The organism is Pseudomonas sp. FP2309 (genome assembly GCF_030687575.1).
Taxonomy (GTDB): Bacteria; Pseudomonadota; Gammaproteobacteria; order Pseudomonadales; family Pseudomonadaceae; genus Aquipseudomonas.
Map to the genome: position 1 here is coordinate 4,532,426 of NZ_CP117439.1, position 19,689 is coordinate 4,552,114.

At 62.0% G+C, this 19,689-nt stretch carries 20 protein-coding genes; 10 read left to right on the plus strand and 10 right to left on the minus strand.

Features of this window, described 5'->3' with window-relative positions; all coding sequences use genetic code 11:
* Positions 1–5: 5 nt before the first annotated feature.
* From trmD to ffh, 4 genes are all read right to left on the minus strand, one after another.
* Positions 6–779, minus strand: coding sequence for a tRNA (guanosine(37)-N1)-methyltransferase TrmD (gene trmD / locus PSH59_RS20855; protein ID WP_305393573.1), 774 nt, complete (start codon positions 777–779; stop codon positions 6–8).
* The gene (rimM, locus tag PSH59_RS20860) at positions 761–1,297 is read right to left on the minus strand and encodes a ribosome maturation factor RimM (protein ID WP_024077236.1); all 537 of its coding nucleotides are present in this window, start codon (positions 1,295–1,297) and stop codon (positions 761–763) included. Before rimM ends, trmD begins: the two co-directional genes overlap by 19 nt.
* A 5-nt stretch (positions 1,298–1,302) precedes the next feature.
* Complete coding sequence (gene rpsP, locus PSH59_RS20865) at positions 1,303–1,554, minus strand: 30S ribosomal protein S16 (protein WP_003175899.1); 252 nt, start codon at positions 1,552–1,554, stop codon at positions 1,303–1,305.
* Positions 1,555–1,804: 250 nt separating this feature from the next.
* Entirely contained in the window at positions 1,805–3,181 is a 1,377-nt protein-coding gene (ffh, locus tag PSH59_RS20870) for a signal recognition particle protein (protein ID WP_024077237.1), read from the minus strand.
* Between the two features lie 235 nt (positions 3,182–3,416).
* On the opposite strand from ffh, the gene PSH59_RS20875 reads away from it, so the two are divergent.
* The 3 genes from PSH59_RS20875 (at position 3,417) to PSH59_RS20885 (ending at position 7,085) form a co-directional block, all read left to right on the plus strand.
* Positions 3,417–4,229 carry an inner membrane protein YpjD gene (locus tag PSH59_RS20875; protein WP_248079860.1) on the plus strand — a complete coding sequence of 271 codons (813 nt, stop codon included), beginning with the start codon at positions 3,417–3,419 and terminating at the stop codon, positions 4,227–4,229.
* 12 nt (positions 4,230–4,241) lie between these two features.
* Positions 4,242–5,480 (plus strand): transporter associated domain-containing protein, encoded by a 1,239-nt coding sequence (locus tag PSH59_RS20880; protein ID WP_248079858.1) that lies wholly within the window; start codon positions 4,242–4,244, stop codon positions 5,478–5,480.
* A 294-nt stretch (positions 5,481–5,774) separates the two neighbouring features.
* Positions 5,775–7,085, plus strand: coding sequence for an MFS transporter (locus PSH59_RS20885; RefSeq protein WP_248079856.1), 1,311 nt, complete (start codon positions 5,775–5,777; stop codon positions 7,083–7,085).
* A 42-nt stretch (positions 7,086–7,127) separates the two neighbouring features.
* Here PSH59_RS20885 and purT read toward each other — a convergent pair whose 3' ends face one another.
* From purT to PSH59_RS20910, 5 genes are all read right to left on the minus strand, one after another.
* Positions 7,128–8,309, minus strand: a complete 1,182-nt coding sequence (gene purT / locus PSH59_RS20890) for a formate-dependent phosphoribosylglycinamide formyltransferase (protein ID WP_305393574.1) — start codon at positions 8,307–8,309, stop codon at positions 7,128–7,130.
* A 70-nt stretch (positions 8,310–8,379) separates the two neighbouring features.
* Positions 8,380–8,847 carry a VUT family protein gene (locus PSH59_RS20895; protein WP_248079854.1) on the minus strand — a complete coding sequence of 156 codons (468 nt, stop codon included), beginning with the start codon at positions 8,845–8,847 and terminating at the stop codon, positions 8,380–8,382.
* A gap of 228 nt (positions 8,848–9,075) precedes the next feature.
* A complete protein-coding gene (locus PSH59_RS20900; RefSeq protein ID WP_305393575.1) occupies positions 9,076–9,291 on the minus strand; it encodes a DUF1289 domain-containing protein in 216 nt (71 codons plus the stop codon).
* Positions 9,288–9,812, minus strand: coding sequence for a gamma carbonic anhydrase family protein (locus PSH59_RS20905; RefSeq protein ID WP_305393576.1), 525 nt, complete (start codon positions 9,810–9,812; stop codon positions 9,288–9,290). Before PSH59_RS20905 ends, PSH59_RS20900 begins: the two co-directional genes overlap by 4 nt.
* A 35-nt stretch (positions 9,813–9,847) precedes the next feature.
* Positions 9,848–10,450, minus strand: coding sequence for a CoA pyrophosphatase (locus PSH59_RS20910; RefSeq protein WP_248079848.1), 603 nt, complete (start codon positions 10,448–10,450; stop codon positions 9,848–9,850).
* Positions 10,451–10,595: 145 nt separating this feature from the next.
* On the opposite strand from PSH59_RS20910, the gene PSH59_RS20915 reads away from it, so the two are divergent.
* The 7 genes from PSH59_RS20915 to nagE all read left to right on the plus strand — a co-directional run bounded on the left by PSH59_RS20915 (position 10,596) and on the right by nagE (position 19,094).
* On the plus strand, positions 10,596–11,144 hold the full coding sequence (locus PSH59_RS20915; protein WP_248079846.1) for an NUDIX hydrolase: 549 nt from the start codon (positions 10,596–10,598) through the stop codon (positions 11,142–11,144).
* Positions 11,145–11,181: 37 nt separating this feature from the next.
* Positions 11,182–11,685 (plus strand): murein L,D-transpeptidase family protein, encoded by a 504-nt coding sequence (locus PSH59_RS20920; RefSeq protein WP_248079844.1) that lies wholly within the window; start codon positions 11,182–11,184, stop codon positions 11,683–11,685.
* A gap of 259 nt (positions 11,686–11,944) precedes the next feature.
* Positions 11,945–12,703 (plus strand): GntR family transcriptional regulator, encoded by a 759-nt coding sequence (locus tag PSH59_RS20925; RefSeq protein ID WP_248079842.1) that lies wholly within the window; start codon positions 11,945–11,947, stop codon positions 12,701–12,703.
* A gap of 9 nt (positions 12,704–12,712) precedes the next feature.
* The gene (gene nagA, locus PSH59_RS20930) at positions 12,713–13,819 is read left to right on the plus strand and encodes an N-acetylglucosamine-6-phosphate deacetylase (RefSeq protein ID WP_248079840.1); all 1,107 of its coding nucleotides are present in this window, start codon (positions 12,713–12,715) and stop codon (positions 13,817–13,819) included.
* A complete protein-coding gene (locus tag PSH59_RS20935; protein WP_305395321.1) occupies positions 13,812–14,822 on the plus strand; it encodes an SIS domain-containing protein in 1,011 nt (336 codons plus the stop codon). Before nagA ends, PSH59_RS20935 begins: the two co-directional genes overlap by 8 nt.
* 36 nt (positions 14,823–14,858) lie before the next feature.
* A complete protein-coding gene (gene ptsP, locus PSH59_RS20940; RefSeq protein ID WP_305393577.1) occupies positions 14,859–17,369 on the plus strand; it encodes a phosphoenolpyruvate--protein phosphotransferase in 2,511 nt (836 codons plus the stop codon).
* Positions 17,370–17,396: 27 nt separating this feature from the next.
* Complete coding sequence (gene nagE, locus PSH59_RS20945; protein ID WP_305393578.1) at positions 17,397–19,094, plus strand: N-acetylglucosamine-specific PTS transporter subunit IIBC; 1,698 nt, start codon at positions 17,397–17,399, stop codon at positions 19,092–19,094.
* Between the two features lie 283 nt (positions 19,095–19,377).
* On the opposite strand, the gene PSH59_RS20950 is transcribed toward nagE, so the two are convergent.
* Entirely contained in the window at positions 19,378–19,689 is a 312-nt protein-coding gene (locus PSH59_RS20950; RefSeq protein WP_078734552.1) for an NGG1p interacting factor NIF3, read from the minus strand.

The following is a 19,689-nucleotide window of genomic DNA, read 5'->3' on the forward strand; positions in this document are numbered from 1 at the left end:
CGTTGTTAACTATCGTCCCGCGCGAGGATGTATTCCTCGAGCAGCTTCTTCTCTTCTCCAGAAAGCGAGCGGCTTTCCAGAAGATCGGCGCGTCGTTCATAGGTCCGACCAAGGGACTGCTGTAAACGCCAACGCCGGATGTGTGCGTGATTGCCACTTAGCAATACGTCGGGAACACGCTGATCCGCATACACCTCCGGTCGGGTGTAGTGCGGGCAATCCAGCAAACCATCCGTGAAGGAATCTTCCTCCGCGGAGTCCGCATGCCCTAAAGCTCCAGGCAGCAGTCGTGTAACCGCATCTATCAGGACCATCGCCGGCAGCTCGCCGCCAGACAGGACATAGTCCCCAATCGACCACTCTTCATCGACATGAGCATCAATAAAACGCTCGTCAATGCCTTCATAGCGACCGGCAATCAGGATTAATGCTTCCTCATTCGCCAGTTCGCGTACCGCAGCCTGTTTCAGCTGACGGCCTTGAGGGGACAGGTAAATTACCTTCGCCTTCTCCCCGGCTGCTGCCCTGGCCTGAGCCAACGCGCCCTCCAGGGGTTTGATCTTCATCACCATGCCAGGGCCACCGCCAAATGGGCGGTCATCCACAGTGTGATGTCGATCCGTCGTGTAGTCTCGCGGGTTCCAACAGGTGAGCTGCAACAGCCCCTGTTTCACCGCCCGACTGGTGATGCCGTACTCGCTGATGGCGGAAAACATCTCGGGAAACAAACTGATCACTTCAATGCGCAGATTAGCCACGCTTAGAAGTCCGCATCCCATTCCACCTTCATCTCGCCTGCGACCAGGTCGACTGCCAACACGCATTGCTCCGTATAGGGCAACAGGCGTTCGCGATCATCCAGGCTGCCTGCGCAAGGCTTGACCACCATTACATCATTGGCGCCGGTTTCCAGAAGATGGTCGATTTTCCCGAACAGTTGCCCGAGTTGATCGATAACCTTCAGACCTTCCAGCTGGTACCAGTAGTACTCGCCGTCGGTCAATTCAGGGAACAGGTTGCGCGGCACGCAGATCTCATAACCGGCCAGAAGACGAGCTTCTTCACGGTCATCAAGACCCTTGAGCTTTGCGACCAGGAACTTATCGCTCCCGCGTCCACTGACCAGCTCGACCTGTTTCACACTACCTTCGCGCTTAAGCGTCCAGGTTTTGTACTGCAACAGGTTTTCAGTCGGATCAGTAAAGGAATACACCTTCACCTCGCCGCGAACGCCATGAACAGAGTAAATCTTGCCGATAACGATCAAATCATCAGCAACAGCTGGCGTCGCGTTCATATTGCTCAGGCTGCGGCCTTAGCCGAGTCCTTCAACAGTTTTGCTACGCGCTCGGATGGCTGTGCGCCAACGCTCAGCCAGTAGGCTACGCGCTCTTGGTTCACGGACAGACGAACTTCTTGACCACGAGCAACAGGGTTGAAGAAACCAACCTGTTCCTTGTGCGAACCGTCGCGCGGGTTGCGGCTGTCGGTTACGGTCAAGTGGTAAAACGGGCGCTTTTTGGAGCCGCCAAGGGCAAGACGGATTGTTAGCATGTGAACATCGTTCCTGTAGTCGGTGCTGCAAATCTAAATGCACAGCGGGCATAGGTGCCCGAAAGGCCGCATATTCTAAGGAATATCCGGACTTTTGCAAATGTCTTTTTCTGGCGCCTACCGCGTGCCATTCAGATCTGCTAGAGAGCCGTCGGTTAAAACGGCGAGTCAGCCCCCCGCCAACGGCGGGTTTGCTGGAGATCCCACATCCCTGTGGGTCGGAGCGCAAGCGAACCTGCGCGCGAATTTTTTACATTTTCGGCATGCCGCCGCCAGGCAACATACCGCCCATGCCGCGCATCATCTTGGCCATTCCGCCCTTGGCGGAGAATTTCTTCATCATCTTCTGCATCTGCTTGTGCTGCTTGATCAAGCGACCGATGTCCTGCACCTGGGTGCCGGAGCCCATGGCGATCCGACGTTTGCGCGAACCGCTGATCAGCTCAGGGTCACGGCGCTCGGCGGGGGTCATGGAATTGATGATGGCTTCCATCTGCTTGAACTGCTTCTCTGCCGCGCCCTGGGCATTGCCCATTTGCGCCAGGTTCACACCGCCGATGTTCGGCAGCTTGTCCATCAAGCCGCCGAGGCCGCCCATGTTCTTCATTTGTTGCAGCTGATCGCGGAAGTCTTCGAGATCGAAGCCTTTGCCCTTCTTCAGCTTTTTGGCCAGCTTGTCGGCCTTGTCTTTGTCGAGGGTCGCTTCGGCCTGTTCGATCAGGCTGAGCACGTCACCCATGCCGAGGATGCGCGAGGCGATACGCTCAGGGTGGAACGGCTCGAGCGCGTCGCTCTTCTCGCCCATACCGATGAACTTGATCGGCTTGCCGGTAATGGCACGCACCGACAGCGCGGCGCCGCCACGGGCATCACCGTCGACCTTGGTGAGGATCACGCCGGTCAGCGGCAGTGCATCACCGAAAGCCTTGGCGGTGTTGGCCGCATCCTGGCCGGTCATGGCATCGACCACGAACAGCGTCTCGACCGGGTTGATCGCGGCGTGCAACGCCTTGATCTCACCCATCATCTCTTCGTCGATGTGCAGGCGACCGGCGGTATCGACAATGACCACGTCGATGAATTTGAGCCTGGCTTCTTTAATAGCCGCGTTGGCGATGTCGACCGGCTTCTGGCTCAGGTCGGACGGGAAGAAGGTCACGCCCACTTCGCCCGCGAGCATTTCCAACTGCTTGATAGCGGCCGGACGGTAAACGTCCGCCGACACCACCATCACCGACTTCTTCTTGCGCTCCTTAAGGAAGCGCGCCAGCTTGCCCGCGGTGGTGGTTTTACCCGCACCTTGCAGACCGGCCATCAGCACGACGGCCGGCGGCACGGCACTGAGGTTCAGGTCTTCGTTGGCCGCGCCCATCAGGCTTTCGAGTTCGGCCTGGACGATCTTCACAAAGGCCTGGCCCGGGGTCAGGCTGCGCGACACTTCAGTGCCGACCGCACGCTCCTTGACCGAGTTGACGAAGTCCTTGACCACGGGCAAGGCCACGTCGGCTTCCAGCAACGCCATGCGCACTTCGCGCAGGGTGTCTTTAATATTGTCCTCGGTCAGCTTGGCCTTGCCGGTGACATGGCGCAGCGTCTGCGAGAGACGGTCAGTCAAGTTTTCAAACATGCGCGATCCTTTCAGGCCCTAATTCATCGAAATGCAATGGTAGACCGAGGTAATGGCGGCCCAGGCTGTGGTAAATCGCTATTAAAAACAGCGCTCGGCGAGCCTGCGGCGTGGGCAGGTCGCGGATTATAGCGAAGACTGCGCCCATGCACACCCGCTGTCTGGCCTCGGAGTCTTTCGTGCAACGCTGGGGTGTGCCAAACTCAGCGCCTTTCGGGCTTGTCTATCAGGATTTATGGTCCCCTTGTCACCCAGTTTGCTACCCAGCCTCGCCGCCGCCATCTTGTATGCCGCTGCGACCTTCTATCAGGCCACTCGTCTGGCCCAAGGCACCAAGGCCGACAAACGTCTGCTGGTAGGCCTGGGCGTCCTCGCCCTGCTGGCCCACGCCGCGAGCCTGTTCACCCACCTGATGACGCCGGTGGGCCTTGGCCTGGACTTTTTCAGCGCCGCCAGCCTGATCGCTGCGGCGGTCATCGCACTGACCCTGATCGCCTGTTATCGGATCCCGGTCGAAAACCTCCTCGTCCTGCTCTTCCCACTGGGCGTGCTGACCGTGCTGATGGCGCAATTCGCACCCACCGGCACGGTGCAGGTGATCGACGAAGAACCGGGCATCCTCGCTCACATCCTGTTGTCGATCCTGGCCTATGGCATGTTCACCATCGCGGTGTTCCAGGCCCTGCTCCTGCTGGTGCAAGACCACCAGCTCAAGCACAAGCACCCGTCCGGGCTGATCAAGAACTTCCCACCGCTGCAAACCATGGAAAGCCTGCTGTTCGGTTTCCTGTGGGCCGGCTGGACCCTGCTTTCGCTGTCGCTGATCTCCGGCTGGCTGTTCGTCGAGAACCTGTTTGCCCAGCACCTGGTGCACAAAACCCTGCTGGCGTGCCTGGCCTGGATTGTGTTCAGCGTCCTGCTGTGGGGCCGCAATCGTCTCGGCTGGCGCGGGCACAAGGCGATCCGCTGGACCCTGGCCGGTTTCTGCCTGCTGATGCTGGCCTATTTCGGCAGCAAGCTGGTTCGCGAATACATCCTGCATATCTGACGGGCAGCGATTATGGAAAACTTGCCCCTTGAGCCGATGCTTGCAGTCATCGCCCTGCTGATCTTATGGGCGGCGTTGTTTACCGCCATAGAAGCAGCACAACAACACTTGCTGGCCCTGCGTCCCGGCACCCGCCAGGGTGACAAGGCCGCCGCGCGCCTGAGCTTCCCACGCCATAGCCTGATCCTGTGCAACAGCTTGTGCCGCGCCGCGGTGGTAATTCTGTGCACCTTGCTGGCGATCTATGCCTGGGCGCAAAACGGCCCATGGCTGGGCTGGCTGATTTCCTGCGCCCTGCTGCTGATACTGGCCGATTACCTGCCGCGCGCGCTGGCCACACGCTATCCACAAGCGGTGCTGGGCTTCGGCAATACGCTGCTGGGCGTGCCGTTGAAAATCGTTTATCCCCTGGCCTGGCTGCTCAATGGCATCAGCCTGCTGCTATTGCGCCCGTTCGCACGCACCTCCGGCGTGGTGAAGAAGAGCGACGAGCCGCTGCCGGACCACGATGACGAACCCGAGTCGGACGCCGACGCCGACCGCCTTCCCGGTATGCCCGGCATCCACGCTCTGGACAACATAACGGTCAATGACATCCTGGTGCCGCGCAGCGAAGTGGACGGTATCAACCTGGACGACTCGATCGACGCCATCATCGAACAACTGCGCACGTCCCCGCGCACACGCCTGCCGGTGTTCCACAGCGATATCAACCAGGTCCAGGCAGTGCTTAACACCCGGCAGATCCAACATCTGCTGTCCGACGCCAGCCTGACCAAAGAAGCGCTGCTTGCCGCCTGCCACGAGCCCTACTTCGTTCCGGAAAGCACGCCCCTGCAGCTGCAACTGCTCAATTTCCACAAACAGCAGCGGCGCCTGGGCATGGTGGTGGATGAATACGGCGAAGTGCTGGGCATCGTGACCCTGGAAGACATCCTCGAAGAAATCGTCGGCGAATTCGAAAGCGAACAGAGTGCGGACAACCCGCACATCGAAGCACAGCCCGATGGCCGCTACATCATCGACGGCGCCGCGTCCATCCGCGAGCTGAACAAGAGCCTGGGTTGGCACCTGCCCAGCGACGGCCCCAAGACCCTCAACGGCCTGGTGACCGAAGCGCTGGAGACCATTCCCGATTGCGCGGTATGCCTGAAGATCGGCCGCTATCGCCTGGAAATCCTCGAGACCGAGGACAACCGGGTCAGCAAGGTGCTGATCTGGCACACCAGTCACGTGCCGGTGGCCGTATAACTTCCCGACACTTCAAGATCCAATGGGGGAGCGTGGCACGCCCCCCTTCCGCATTTTGATTTGCGGCGTGCCAGCTCTTGTTGTATTTCCAAACCCCTTCCTATAATCGGCTCTGCTTACCAAAGCCCCGCCCGACCGTGTGCTACCCGCACCAAACGCGTCCAGGCACCGCCTTATCGTGTCTGACCGGTGCCCGCTCCCATCCCGAGCGGCCCCGCGCATACCCCTGATCCATGGGTGTTCGACCAATAATAATCCGCGTCCAAACGCGCAATGACCATCAGGGATACCGCCATGAGCACCACCTATAACGAGACGGCAAGCGCCGCCCCAACCAACTCGACCGCACGGGTCGCCACGGCGAGCATCGTTGGCACCGCCATCGAGTTCTACGACTTCTACATCTATGCCACCGCCGCTGCCCTGGTGATCGGCCCGGTGTTCTTTCCACAGACCTCCGGCACCGCGCAGATGCTGGCGTCGTTCCTGACCTTCGGTATCGCGTTTATCGCCCGGCCACTGGGCTCGGCGCTGTTCGGCCACTTTGGCGACCGTATCGGCCGCAAGTCGACGCTGGTGGCTTCACTGCTGCTGATGGGCGTGTGCACCACGCTGATTGGCTTGCTGCCCGGCTATGACAGCATCGGGGCGTGGGCGCCGATTCTGTTGTGCGTGCTGCGCTTCGGCCAAGGTCTTGGCCTGGGCGGGGAATGGGGCGGCGCGGCATTGCTGGCGACCGAGAACGCGCCCAAAGGCAAACGCGCCTGGTTCGGTATGTTCCCGCAGTTGGGCCCGTCCATTGGCTTCCTTGCCGCCAACGGCTTGTTCCTGATCCTGGCCATGAGCCTCAACGACGAGCAGTTCCGCAGCTGGGGCTGGCGCATCCCGTTCATCCTCAGCGCGGCACTGGTGATGGTCGGCCTGTATGCACGCTTGAAGCTGCACGAGACCCCTGTATTCGCAAACGCCGTCGCCAAGGAAAAGCCGGTAAAAGTGCCCTTGGTGGAATTGTTCAGCCAGCATTGGCTGCCGGTGCTGCTGGGCGCCGCGTCAATGGTGGTGTGCTATGCGCTGTTCTACATCACCACGGCGTTTTCCCTGAGCTATGGCGTGTCGACCCTGGGCTACAGCCGTGAAACCTTCCTTGCCCTGTTGTGCTTCGCGGTGTTGTTCATGGGCCTGGCCACGCCCCTGGCGGCCCTGGCCAGTGATCGCTACGGGCGCAAGCCGGTGCTGATCGTCGGTGCGATTCTGGCGATCCTGTCGGGCTTCACCATGGAGCCGCTGCTGACCCACGGTTCGACCTGGGCCGTGGCGCTGTTCCTGGCGCTGGAGCTGTTTCTGATGGGCGTGACCTTCGCGCCGATGGGCGCGCTGCTGCCTGAACTGTTCCCGACCCGCGTACGTTATACCGGCGCTTCGGCCGCCTATAACCTGGGAGGGATTGTTGGCGCGTCGGCGGCGCCGTTCTTCGCAACCAAGCTGGTGGCGATGGGTGGCCTGAGTTATGTCGGCGGGTATGTGTCGGCGGCGGCGTTGCTCAGCTTGATTGCTGTGCTGTGCCTGAAAGAGACGCGGGATAATGATTTGAACAAGGTCGTCTGATAGACCGCTGTCGGGGGCAAGCGGAGCTTGCCCCCGATGTTTTCAGAGCTCTACAACAACCGCCTGGGAAGCACGAGTGGCTTTGGCTCGCGCCGCTTCGATCGACTCGTCCCGCGCCAACGCCGCGCCCATGCGGCGCTGTCCATTCACTTCTGGCTTACCAAACAGACGCAACGCCGTGTCCGGCTCGCTCAAAGCGGCGCCGAGGTTGGCGAACGCGGTCTGGGTCGACTGCCCTTCCACCAGGATCACCGCCGAAGCCGACGGCCCGAACTGACGGATCAAAGGAATCGGCAGGCCGAGAATCGCGCGCGCGTGCAGGGCGAATTGCGACAGGTCCTGGGAAATCAACGTCACCAGACCGGTGTCGTGGGGGCGCGGCGACACTTCGCTGAACCACACCTGATCGCCCTTGATGAACAATTCCACGCCAAACAGGCCACGACCGCCTAACGCTTCGGTCACCGCTTTGGCAACGCGCTCGGATTCGGCCAGGGCAATCGGGCTCATGGCTTGCGGCTGCCAGGATTCCTGGTAGTCGCCCTTCTCCTGGCGGTGGCCAACCGGCGCACAGAAGGTGGTGCCGCCGATGTGGCGCACGGTCAGCAGGGTGATTTCGTAGTCGAAGTCGATAAAGCCTTCGATGATCACGCGGCCTTTACCGGCCCGCCCGCCTTCCTGGGCGTAATCCCAGGCTTTTTGCACGTCGTCGGCGCTGCGCAGCAGGCTCTGGCCCTTGCCCGACGAACTCATCACCGGCTTGACCACGCACGGGAAGCCCAGGTCTTGCACGGCCTTGCTGTAGTCTTCGAAGGTGTCGGCAAAGTGGTACGGCGAGGTCGGCAGGTCCAGCTCTTCGGCGGCCAGGCGACGGATGCCTTCACGGTTCATGGTCAGTGAGGTGGCGCGTGCCGTTGGGATCACGGTGAAGCCTTCAGCTTCCAGCTCCACCAGCGTCGCGGTGGCGATGGCTTCGATTTCCGGCACGATGAAGTGCGGCTTTTCTGCTTCGATTACCGCGCGCAGGGCGGCGCCGTCGAGCATATTGATCACGTGGCTGCGATGCGCCACCTGCATGGCCGGCGCGTTGGCGTAGCGATCCACGGCAATCACTTCAACGCCCAGGCGTTGCAGTTCGATTACCACTTCCTTGCCCAGCTCACCGCAGCCACACAGCAAAACGCGGGTCGCGGTTGGCGACAATGGAGTTCCGATTCGGGTCATCTCAGGTCCTCAGGGGAGCGGATCATGGGGGAGAAAGGCCGGCATTTTACATGAACTGTAAAAATTGGCCTCAGTTGGCGACGGCCCGTTTGCGCAGGCGCCAGGCCATGATCAGCCACACCGCCGTGACCCCGGCGAATTTCGAGGCCAGGGCGGTGCCCACCACGGCCGGCGTGAGGGCGCCGATCAGGCCGAAGAAGATGAACGTATCGAGGGGAATGCTCAGCGCCGAACTTATCCACAGGCGGTCATGCAGGGGGCGCTTGGTGATGCTGAACACCAGCCAGTCGATGCACTCCGACACCGCAAACGCCGTGGCGCTGGCCAGGGCAATGGCCGGGTCCGAGGTTATATATGACAGCACCAGCGCCGCCAGCATGGCGATGATCGCGCCGTGACCGAAGCGGGTTTGCACCATATCGCGCAGGATAAAGACCAGGCCACCCCAGGCGGACCAGATCACATCCAGGTGCGGCGCGGTGGAGAAGGCGAAGTTGATCAGCACGACGCTGCTGATATAGGCGATCAGGAAGAGCATGGGGGATGGACCTGTGGGTAATGCCGCACAGGGTAATGCACTGCGCTGAATGTGGCGAGCGAGCTTGCCCGTGCCTGGCTGCGAAGCGGCCATGATAAAACCGCCGCGCTTTTTTTCAGGTAGATCAGAGCGTCAGGTTTTGGGGCTGCTGCGCAGCCCAGCGCGGGGCAAGCCCGCTCACCACACACAAAACCGGACTGACCACTGCCCGGCGCTTCACCCCAATGATCAGCCGCTGGGGTTAGCGCAAACCATAAAGACCAACCCGCTCGCCACCGCCCGCTCATGGCACAACCCCAACACCATCCGGCGTTCGGCGTTGTCCATGCGGCTCCAGCGGGTGATTTCGTCCACGGTGCGCTGGCAGCCGGTGCAGATATCGTCTTCATCCAGCGCGCAAATACTCACGCACGGCGAGGCGACGGGGCGTTCGAGCGGGTTCATTCTTCCTGCTCAACCAGGTCGCGGGCATACCGCTGGGCGTTATGCACATAGTGCGCGGCACTGGCTTCGAGCATGCGCTTCTGCGCCTCGGTGAGCTCCCGCACCACCTTGCCCGGCGAGCCCATCACCAGGGAGCCGTCGGGAATTTCCTTGCCCTCGCCGATCAGCGAATTGGCGCCGATGATGCAGTGCTTACCGATCCTGGCGCCGTTGAGGATTACCGCATTGATACCAATCAGGCTGTAATCATCGACGGTGCAGCCATGCAGCATGGCGTTGTGGCCGATGGTCACACCGGTGCCCAGGGTCAGCGGGTAGCCCATGTCGGTGTGCATCACGCTGCCGTCCTGCACGTTGCTGTTTTTGCCGATCAGGATCAGTTCATTGTCGCCACGCAATACCGCGTTGAACCAGACGTTGGCACCCTCCTCCAGCTTGACCTTGCCCACCAGCGTGGCATTGGGCGCCACCCAACTGTTGGGGTGCGTCTCGACGCGGGCGTCGCCCAGGCGGTATTTCATAGTGTGTCCTCACGGCCGGCCATTCAAACGATGGCTTAAATATTGATGAAGCTTTTGGGTGGCTGGTGCAGGCTGATGTTGGCATCGTCATAGAGCAGGTTGATCAACTCGACGATCATGATCGCCGTCAGCCCCCAGATTTTATATTCACCAAAGCGATAGCTGGGCACGTACCAACTGCGGCCCTGGTAATCGATTCTGTGGGTATGTTCGCGCGGGTCCTGTCGGAAAAAGTCCAGCGGCACACTGAAGACCGCGGCGATTTCGGCATCGTTGGCCAGGTACTCGACGTAATCGGGGATGACCCCCACGTAAGGCGTCACGCGGATACCATGCAGGGAAATCAGCGGGCTCAACGGGCCGATAACCTCCACCAACCCCGGCGGCAGGCCGATTTCTTCTTCGGCCTCGCGCAGGGCGGTGAACACCAGGTCCGGATCTTCGGGATCGCGGCGCCCGCCAGGAAAGGCCACTTCGCCACCGTGGGTCGACAGGCCGCTGGCGCGCAGGGTCAGGATCAGCTCAGGTTCGTCACTGCGGGTAATCGGCACCAGCACCGCGGCCTCGGGGAAACGTCCGTCCGTTTCCAGCGTATGCGGCGTGTGATTGCTTACCCGGCGAAGTAGCTCGTCCAGCATGAGTCATCTCGGTCTGTTGACTACCTTGCATCATGCACCAAAGCGACGACGCGCCCAAGCCCAAACCCGGCGGCTGTCGCTAAACGACAACTTGCAGGGCCCTGCACGCCACGCCAAGATAGACGCACTTTCCAGGAACCCCAGCATGAACTTCTGCAGCCAGTGCGGCAAACCGGTCACCCAACGCATTCCCGAAGGCGACGGCCGCCTGCGTTTTGTGTGTGATCACTGCTCGACCGTCCATTACCAGAACCCCAATATTGTCGCCGGCACGCTGCCGGTGTGGGGCGATAAAGTGCTGCTGTGCCGCCGCGCCATCGAGCCGCGCCTGGGTTACTGGACCCTGCCCGCCGGTTTTATGGAGAACGGCGAGACCGTCGAACAGGCCGCCATGCGCGAAACCCTGGAAGAAGCCTGCGCCCGCGTATGTAACCTGTGCGTCTATACGCTGATCGACGTACCGCATATCAGCCAGGTGCACATCTTCTACCGCGCCGAACTGGTCGACCTGGACTTCGCCGCAGGCCCCGAAAGCCTTGAGGTACAGCTGTTCGACGAAGCCGACATCCCTTGGTCCGAGCTGGCTTTTCGCACAGTAGGCCGTACCTTGGAATGCTTTTTCGCTGACCGCAGGCTCAAGTCATACCCGGTGCGCAGCGAGGCTGTGCCGCCAATGGGCAAGCCCGCCCCTTAACCCCCCGGCACCTGGCCTTTGAAGGGATACCGTTGTAATGCGTCTGTTGCTTGTTTTGATCTGCCTGTCGTTCGCTACCCTGTCACCGGCCTCCACTCTGCAAACGCCGGGCAGCAAGCCTGTCGAAAAAGTCCTGGTGCTTAAATCCGCCCACCAATTGCAGTTGATCAACGACGGCAAGCCGTTCAAGACCTATCGCATTTCCCTGGGCAAAAACCCCAAGGGCCACAAGCTGATCGAGGGCGACCGCCGCACCCCGGAGGGCCTCTATTGGATCGACTGGCGCAAGACCAGTGACCGTTTCAACCTGGCCATGCACATCTCCTACCCCAACATCAGCGACGCCGCCCGCGCGCGCCGCGAAGGGGTGAAGCCCGGCAGCATGATCATGATCCACGGCACGCCCGACACCGAGGACTACCCGGAGCAGTGGTTCCACACCCTGGACTGGACCGACGGCTGCATCGGCATGCGCAACGTCGACATGCGTGAAGTCTGGAACCTGGTCAAAGACGGCACGCTGATCGAGATTCGGCCGTAGTCGTCGACCGCTCGTAAAATAATTCAAAAAAAACCCGCCCCTGATCCACCCCGCCGGTAAATACCAGTTCACGGCGGGGGCTGCGTCGTTCTGCACGCGAGAAAGACCTCTCTAATACCACTCAATACCAAGCCCCGTTTCAGGGCCATGAAACAAGCATTTGCACCGTTTTGGCGGCATTGACATGGTATTTAAGTGGTATTAGTTTTCGACCAATACCGGGCGACAACACTCCAATAACGCATCGGAAATCTGACAGATGAATCCCATCCTGGCCCTGCGCCCCGACGACAAACAGTCCACGCCGCTGTACCTGCAATTGGCGCGCAAGCTCGAAGCCGCCATCCACGCCGGTGAGTGGAAATCCGAGCAGGCGTTGCCCTCCGAGCGCGTACTCAGCGAGCAGTTGAGCATCTCGCGGGTTACCGCCCGCAAGGCCCTGCAAGTGCTGTTTGACCAAGGCCTGATTCGTCGCAGCCAAGGTTCCGGCACGTTTATCACGCCACGCCTGGAACAGCCGCTGTCACGCTTGTCGGGGTTCAGCGAAATGCTGCGCCTCAAGGGTTTTGCGCCCAGCTCCCAATGGCTGGAACGCGACATTACTCCGCCGACCCACGAAGAGCTGATTCGCCTGGCCTTGTCGCCCACCGATAAAGTCGCGCGCCTCAAACGCTTGCGCAAAGCCGACGACACGGTCATGGCGATTGAAATGAGCACCCTGCCCGCCGCCGTGTTGCCGCAACCGCACGCCATCGGCAACTCGCTGTACGAATACCTGGAAAGCATCGGCAAACCCATCGTGCGCGCCCTGCAACATATCCAGGCAATCAACGCCTCGGACGAGTTTGCCGCGCTGGTGGGCATCGCCCCCGGCACCGCCATGCTGCTGATGACGCGCGTGGGCTACACCGCCGACAACACGCCGATTGAAATCACCGACACCTACTGCCGCAACGACTACTACGACTTCGTCGCAGAGCTGCGCAGGTACGACTTTGCCGCCGAGTTGCGGCCTTAGAGAACTGCCATGTCCGAAGACAATATCCTCACGCCCCATGGCTGGATTCGCGGCCGCCTGGTGCACGCACGCGGCAAGGTGCTCGCCATTGAAGGCACGCCTTGTGACCCGTCTGAAAACGACTTGCCCTACCTGCTGCCGGGCTTTATCGACCTGCATGTGCACGGCGGCGGCGGCAAGGACATCATGGAAGGCAGCGCGGCCTTCGAGACCATCACCCGCACCCACGTGCGGTTTGGTACCACCTCGCTGCTGGCCACCACCATGACGGCGCCGGTGGATGAAATCTCCCGCGTGCTCGGTGAGCTTGGCGCGTTCTGCGAGCAGCGTCCTGCAGGCAGCGCCCGGGTGCTCGGCGTGCACCTGGAAGGCCCCTACATCAACCCCGGAAAACTCGGCGCTCAGCCCAACTTCGCCCACACCGCGTTGATGGCTGAAGTGGAAGCTTACCTGCGTCTGGCGCCGATCCGGGTGATCACCATCGCGCCGGAAATCGCCGGCCATGACGCGTTGATCCGTGCCCTCAGCGCACGCGGTGTACGCATGCAAATCGGCCACACCCTGGGCAGCTATGAAGAAGGCGTCGCCGCCCTCGCCGCCGGGGCCAGCAGCTTCACCCATTTGTACAACGCCATGAGCCCGCTGCATCACCGCGAACCCGGCATCGTCGGTGCAGCGCTGGCCCACGCCAAGTACGCCGAGCTGATCCCGGATTTGCTTCACGTGCACCCCGGCGCCATGCGCGTGGCCCTGCGTGCGATTCCGTGCCTGTACTGCGTCACCGATTCCACCGCCGCCGCCGGCATGCCCGATGGCGAGTACAAGTTGGGCAGCCACACCGTGACCAAATGCCTGGGCGGCGTCCGCCTGGCCGACGGCACCCTGGCAGGCAGCACGCTGACCATGGACCAGGCGCTGCGCAACCTGGTGAAGATCGGCCTGCCCATCAGCGAAGCCTCACAACGCCTGTCGCAGTTTCCGGCGGACTACCTGGGCCTGGAAGAACGCGGCCGCCTGCAACCCGGCAGCTTTGCCGACTGCGTGCGCCTGGACCGCGCCCTGCACCTCACCGACGTAATGGTCGAAGGAGACACCATTGACTTCAAAAATGCTTGAAGAGGCCTTGGCCTCCGGTGATGCCGTCGCCGCCCAATTGCAGCGCCTGACCCCGATACTCGAAGAAATCGCCGGCCGCCTGCGCCGCCAGCCGCCGCACGTGGCGATGACCATCGCCCGTGGCAGCTCGGACCATGCCGCCAGCTACTTTGCCTACCTGGCCATGCAGCATGTGGGCATTCCGGTGGCGTCATTGCCGATGTCGGTGGTGACCTTGCTGCAGGCCCCATTGAAGGTCAGTGGCCAAGTGGCGTTCGGCTTCTCGCAGTCGGGGCAAAGCCCGGACCTGGTCAACAGCCTGCGCCTGCTGCGCAAGCGAGGCGCCTTGAGCATCTCGCTGGTCAACGCCGAAGACTCGCCGCTGGAGGCCGCGTGTGAATGCCACGTACCCCTGTGTGCCGGGCCGGAACTGAGCGTGGCGGCCACCAAGAGCTTTATCGCCAGCCTCAGCGCCAGCGCGTTGCTGGTTGGCCACTGGAACCAGCAACGCGAACTGTTGCAAGCCTGCCAGGCCCTGCCCGACGGCCTGCACGAAGCAGCCACACAGGATTGGCAAGCGGCCATCGACGCCCTGAAAGACAGCCAACGCTTGATGGTGATCGGCCGCGGTGCCGGCTTTGCCGTCGCCCAGGAAGCCGCACTCAAGCTCAAGGAAACCTCGGCGATCCAGGCCGAAGCCTTCAGCAGCGCCGAAGTGCGCCACGGGCCGATGGCCTTGATCGATGAAAATTACCCGTTGCTGGTGTTCGCCCCACGCGGCGCCGAGCAAGCCGGTTTGCTGAGCCTGGCCGCCGATATGCGTCAACGCGGCGCCCGCGTCTTGCTGGCCGCGCCGGACGATATCGTGGAACGCGACCTGACCCTGAGCCGTGCCGAACACCCGAGCCTGGACCCGATCCTGGCCATCCAAAGCTTCTACGTCATGGCCGCCGGCCTGGCGCAGGCCCGGGGCATGGACCCGGACCAGCCGCGCCACCTGAGCAAAGTCACCCGCACTCACTGAGTCGATTGCCGCGTTTTCCTGATGAGTACCGTGCCCATGTCCAACAACAATAAAGAATTGACCCTCTGTGCGCCCTTGAGCGGCCCCGTGCTCGCCTTGGGCGACATCCCCGACGAAGTATTCGCCAGTGGCGCCCTGGGCGACGGCGTGGCCATCGACCCGTTGAATGACTGCCTGCATGCGCCGTGTGACGGGGTGATCATCCATGTCGCCCGCACCGGGCATGCGTTGACGATCCGCGCCGACAACGGTGCCGAATTGCTGATGCATGTGGGCATCGACACCGTGGAATTGAACGGCGAAGGGTTTGCACTGCTGGTCAAACCGGACGCGCGCGTGACCCAGGGCCAGGCGCTGGTGCGCTTTGATCTGGACCACGTTGCGCGCCAGTGCAAAAGCCTGGTCAGCCCGATCATCCTTACCAATGGCGAGGGTTTTGAGCTACGGCCGGTGGCCGGAAAAATCGTCAAGGTGGGTGAGCCGTTGCTGCACATTGCCGCGCGTTCGGCAGCGCCGCTGCAGGCGGCTGTGGATAACTCGGTCACCGAAGTGCACGCCAGCGTGCGCATTACCCACCGTGGCGGTTTGCATGCACGCCCCGCCGCGCTGGTGCGCAAGGCCGCGCAAGGTTTTAACTGCCATGCAGAGCTGCACTTCGCCGGCAAGTCGGCGCCGTGCGACAGCCTGATTGGCTTGATGGGCCTGGGCATTGGTGAAGGCGATGAAGTGCGCATCACCTGTCGCGGCAAGGATTGCGAGGCGGCGCTGCAGGCGTTGGTGGCCGTACTGTCGGTTGCCGTGAGTGAAGAACACCACACGCCGGTAGCCGCAGCACCGCGTCGGGCGAATACCGAAGCCGGTGTGTTGCAAGGCGTGTGCGCGGCGCCCGGTCTGGTCTGTGGGCCGCTGTTTCGCCTGGCCGGTATCGAACTGCCGCAAGACACGGGCAAGCATACCGCCGACGAACAACTGCAACGTCTGGACACCGCGCTGGAGCAAGTGCGCGGCGAAATCCGCAGCACCCTGGAGCATGCACGCCAACGCAAGAACGTCGAAGAAGAAGACATCTTCGCCGCCCACCTTGCGCTATTGGAAGACCCCACGCTGCTGGACGCCGCCACCGGTGCCATCGAGCAAGGCAGTGCCGCCACCCACGCCTGGCACGATGCTATCCAGGCGCAATGCGCGGTGTTGCTGGCGTTGGGCAAACCGCTGTTTGCCGAGCGCGCCAACGACCTGCGCGACCTGCAACAACGGGTGTTGCGTGCGCTGTTGGGTGAAACCTGGCATTTCGAATTGCCGGCCGGTTCAATTGTCAGCGCCCATGACCTGACCCCGTCCGACCTGCTGCAACTGAGCGCACAAAACGCCGTGGGTATTTGCATGGCCGAAGGCGGCGCAACGTCCCACGTCGCAATTTTGGCCCGAGGCAAAGGCTTGCCCTGTGTGGTCGCGCTGGGCGCCGAAGTGCTCGACGTGCCGCAAGGCCAACGCGTGGTACTGGACGCGGCCAATGGTCGCCTGGAACTGGCCCCCAGCGAAGCGCGCCACGCCGAAGTGCACCAGATTCGCGATGCGCAGAAACGGCGCCGTCAGCAACAACAGGCCCAAGCCCGGCAAGCGGCGCAAACCCGCGATGGCGTCAGTATTGAAGTGGCGGCCAACGTCGCCTCCAGTGCCGAGGCCCAAATGGCGTTTGAAAACGGCGCCGATGGTGTGGGCCTGCTACGCACCGAATTCCTGTTTGTCGACCGCCGCACCGCGCCGGATGAGCAAGAGCAACGCCAGGCCTACCAGGCCGTGCTGGACGCCATGGGCGACAAGTCGGTGATCATCCGCACCATCGACGTGGGCGGCGACAAGCAACTCGACTATCTACCGTTGCCGGTTGAGGCCAACCCGGTGCTGGGCCTGCGCGGTATTCGCCTGGCCCAGGTGCGCCCGGAGCTGCTTGATCAGCAACTGCGCGCGCTGCTGCAAGTCCGCCCGCTGGCGCGTTGCCGGATTCTGTTGCCGATGGTCAGCGAGGTCGACGAACTGCTGCAGATCCGCCAGCGCCTGGATGAACTGTGCGCGGAGCTGGAGCTGACCCAGCGCCCGGAACTGGGCGTGATGATCGAAGTGCCCGCCGCTGCGCTGATGGCCGAGCAACTCGCCAAACACGCAGACTTTTTATCCATCGGCACCAATGACCTTTCCCAGTACACCCTGGCCATGGACCGCGACCACGCGGGCCTGGCCGCGCGGGTGGATGCCTTGCACCCGGCGCTGCTGCGCCTGATCGCGCAAACCTGCGCCGGCGCCGCCAAGCATGGGCGTTGGGTCGGTGTATGCGGCGCCCTGGCATCTGACCCACTGGCCACGCCGGTGCTGGTCGGCCTGGGCGTCAGCGAGCTGTCGGTAAGCCCGCCGCAGATCGGCGAAATCAAGGACCGCGTCCGCCACTTGGACGCGGCGCAATGCCGGCAATTGAGCCAAGGCCTGCTCGACCTGAGCAGCGCCAGGGCCGTTCGCCAAGCCTGTCAACACCACTGGCCGCTGAGCTGACAACAACAAGAAAAAAGGAGACTCGCCATGTACCAACATCTGATTGAAGGGCTGCAACGCCTGGGCCGTGCGCTGATGCTGCCGATCGCGATTCTGCCGATCGCCGGGCTGTTGCTGCGCCTGGGCGATACCGACTTGCTCAACATCGCGGTGATGCACGATGCCGGGCAAGCGATCTTCGCCAACCTGGCGCTGATCTTCGCCATCGGTATTGCCGTGGGCTTTGCCCGCGACAACAACGGCACGGCGGGCCTGGCCGGTGCGATCGGTTACCTGGTGATGATCTCTACGCTCAAGGTGATGGATACCACCATCAACATGGGCATGCTCGCCGGTATCGCCAGCGGCTTGATGGCCGGCGCGCTGTATAACCGGTTCAAGGACATCAAGCTGCCGGAGTACCTGGCGTTCTTTGGCGGGCGGCGGTTTGTGCCGATCATCACCGGGTTTTCGGCGGTGGGCCTGGGCGTGATCTTTGGCTTGATCTGGCCGCCGATCCAGCACGGCATCAACAGCTTCGGGGTGCTGCTGATGGAAAGCGGCAGCTTTGGCGCGTTCGTGTTTGGTGTGTTCAACCGCCTGCTGATCGTCACCGGCCTGCACCATATCCTCAACAACATGGCCTGGTTCGTATTCGGCACGTTTACCGATCCGGTGACCGGTGCTGTGGTAACAGGTGACCTGACCCGCTACTTCGCCGGCGACCCGAAAGGCGGCCAGTTCATGACCGGCATGTTCCCGGTGATGCTGTTCGGCCTGCCTGCTGCGTGTTTGGCGATGTACCGCAATGCACTGCCGGAGCGCCGCAAAGTGATGGGCGGGATTTTCCTGTCGATGGCACTGACGTCGTTCCTCACCGGGGTGACCGAGCCGATCGAATTCGCGTTCATGTTCCTCGCGCCGTTCCTGTACCTGCTGCATGCGCTGCTCACCGGCCTGTCGATGGCGGTGACCAATATGCTCAATATCCACCTGGGTTTTACCTTCTCCGGTGGCTTTATCGACATGGTGCTGGGCTGGGGCAAGTCCACCAATGGCTGGCTGGTGGTACCGGTGGGCCTGGCCTACGCGGTGATCTATTACACCGTGTTCAGCTACTGCATTCGCCGCTTCAACCTCAAGACACCCGGCCGCGAAGACATCCAGGTGGCGCCGGCACACGTGATGAGCGACAACCAGCGTGCCACGGCTTACATCCGAGCCTTGGGCGGTGCAGACAACTTGCTCAGCGTGGGGGCTTGCACCACACGCCTGCGCCTGGACATGGTCGACCGCAACAAGGCGGTGGATGCCGAACTCAAGACACTGGGCGCCATGGCTGTGGTGCGGCCAGGCAATGGCGGCAGTTTACAGGTAGTGGTTGGGCCGATGGCCGATAGCATTGCTGATGAAATTCGCTTGGCCATGCCGTCGTTTGTTGCCTCGACACCCGTAGCGGTTACGCCTGAGGATAAGCCCGTGACGGTGAATGTGCAGGAGGCCGAGAAATGGCTGAGTGCGTTGGGTGGCCGAGGGAATGTGCGCCAGCTGGAAGCGGTGGCGATGACCCGGTTGCGGGTGGAGTTGGGGGATGATTCGGGGATGTCTGAGGCGGACCTGACTGCCCTGGGTTGCCAGGGTGTGAGCCAGCTGGACAGCGGGGCGTGGCACTTGTTGATTGGTGACAAGGCCACTGGATTGGGCGAGGCACTGGAGGGACTGGTAACCCGCCCAATCAACTCCTGACCGATCGTTCCCACGCTCTGCGTGGGAATGCCGCCCCGGACGCTCCGCGTCCAAGCCGTCGCGCATGGTTCAACCCTGCACAAGGGTGACGCGGAGCGTCACAGGATGCATTCCCACGCGGAGCGTGGGAACGATCAATTAATCGTGTACTGACCACTGGCCGGGAGTGCCTCCGCCAGCGCTGCTTGAAGTCCCGGCGCCTTCGCGAGCAAGCCATTACAACCAACAAAAAACCCGCTGACCAAACTGGCCCAGCGGGTTTCTCGTTTCTGCAATCTGCGAATTAAAAATCCGCCAACTGCCACACCTCATAAGCCGGTGTTTCATACGGATGGCTCAGCTTGAGTGCAGCCACAACCGCCACAATCAACTCATCCGCCACCACCAGCTCCACCTTCCACTCCTCAACCACTTCAACCTGACCCACTTGCCCAATGAACGGCTGGCTGCCGTCCAATGCGCGGAATTGGCCCTGGCCCAGCACTTGCCAGGCGCAGTTGTCGTAGTCGCCGATGCGCCCGCCGCCAGCTGCGAAGACGGCGGTTTTCACCGTCTCCACATGGCTGTCGGGCACGAAGAAGGCAAGCTTGTACAC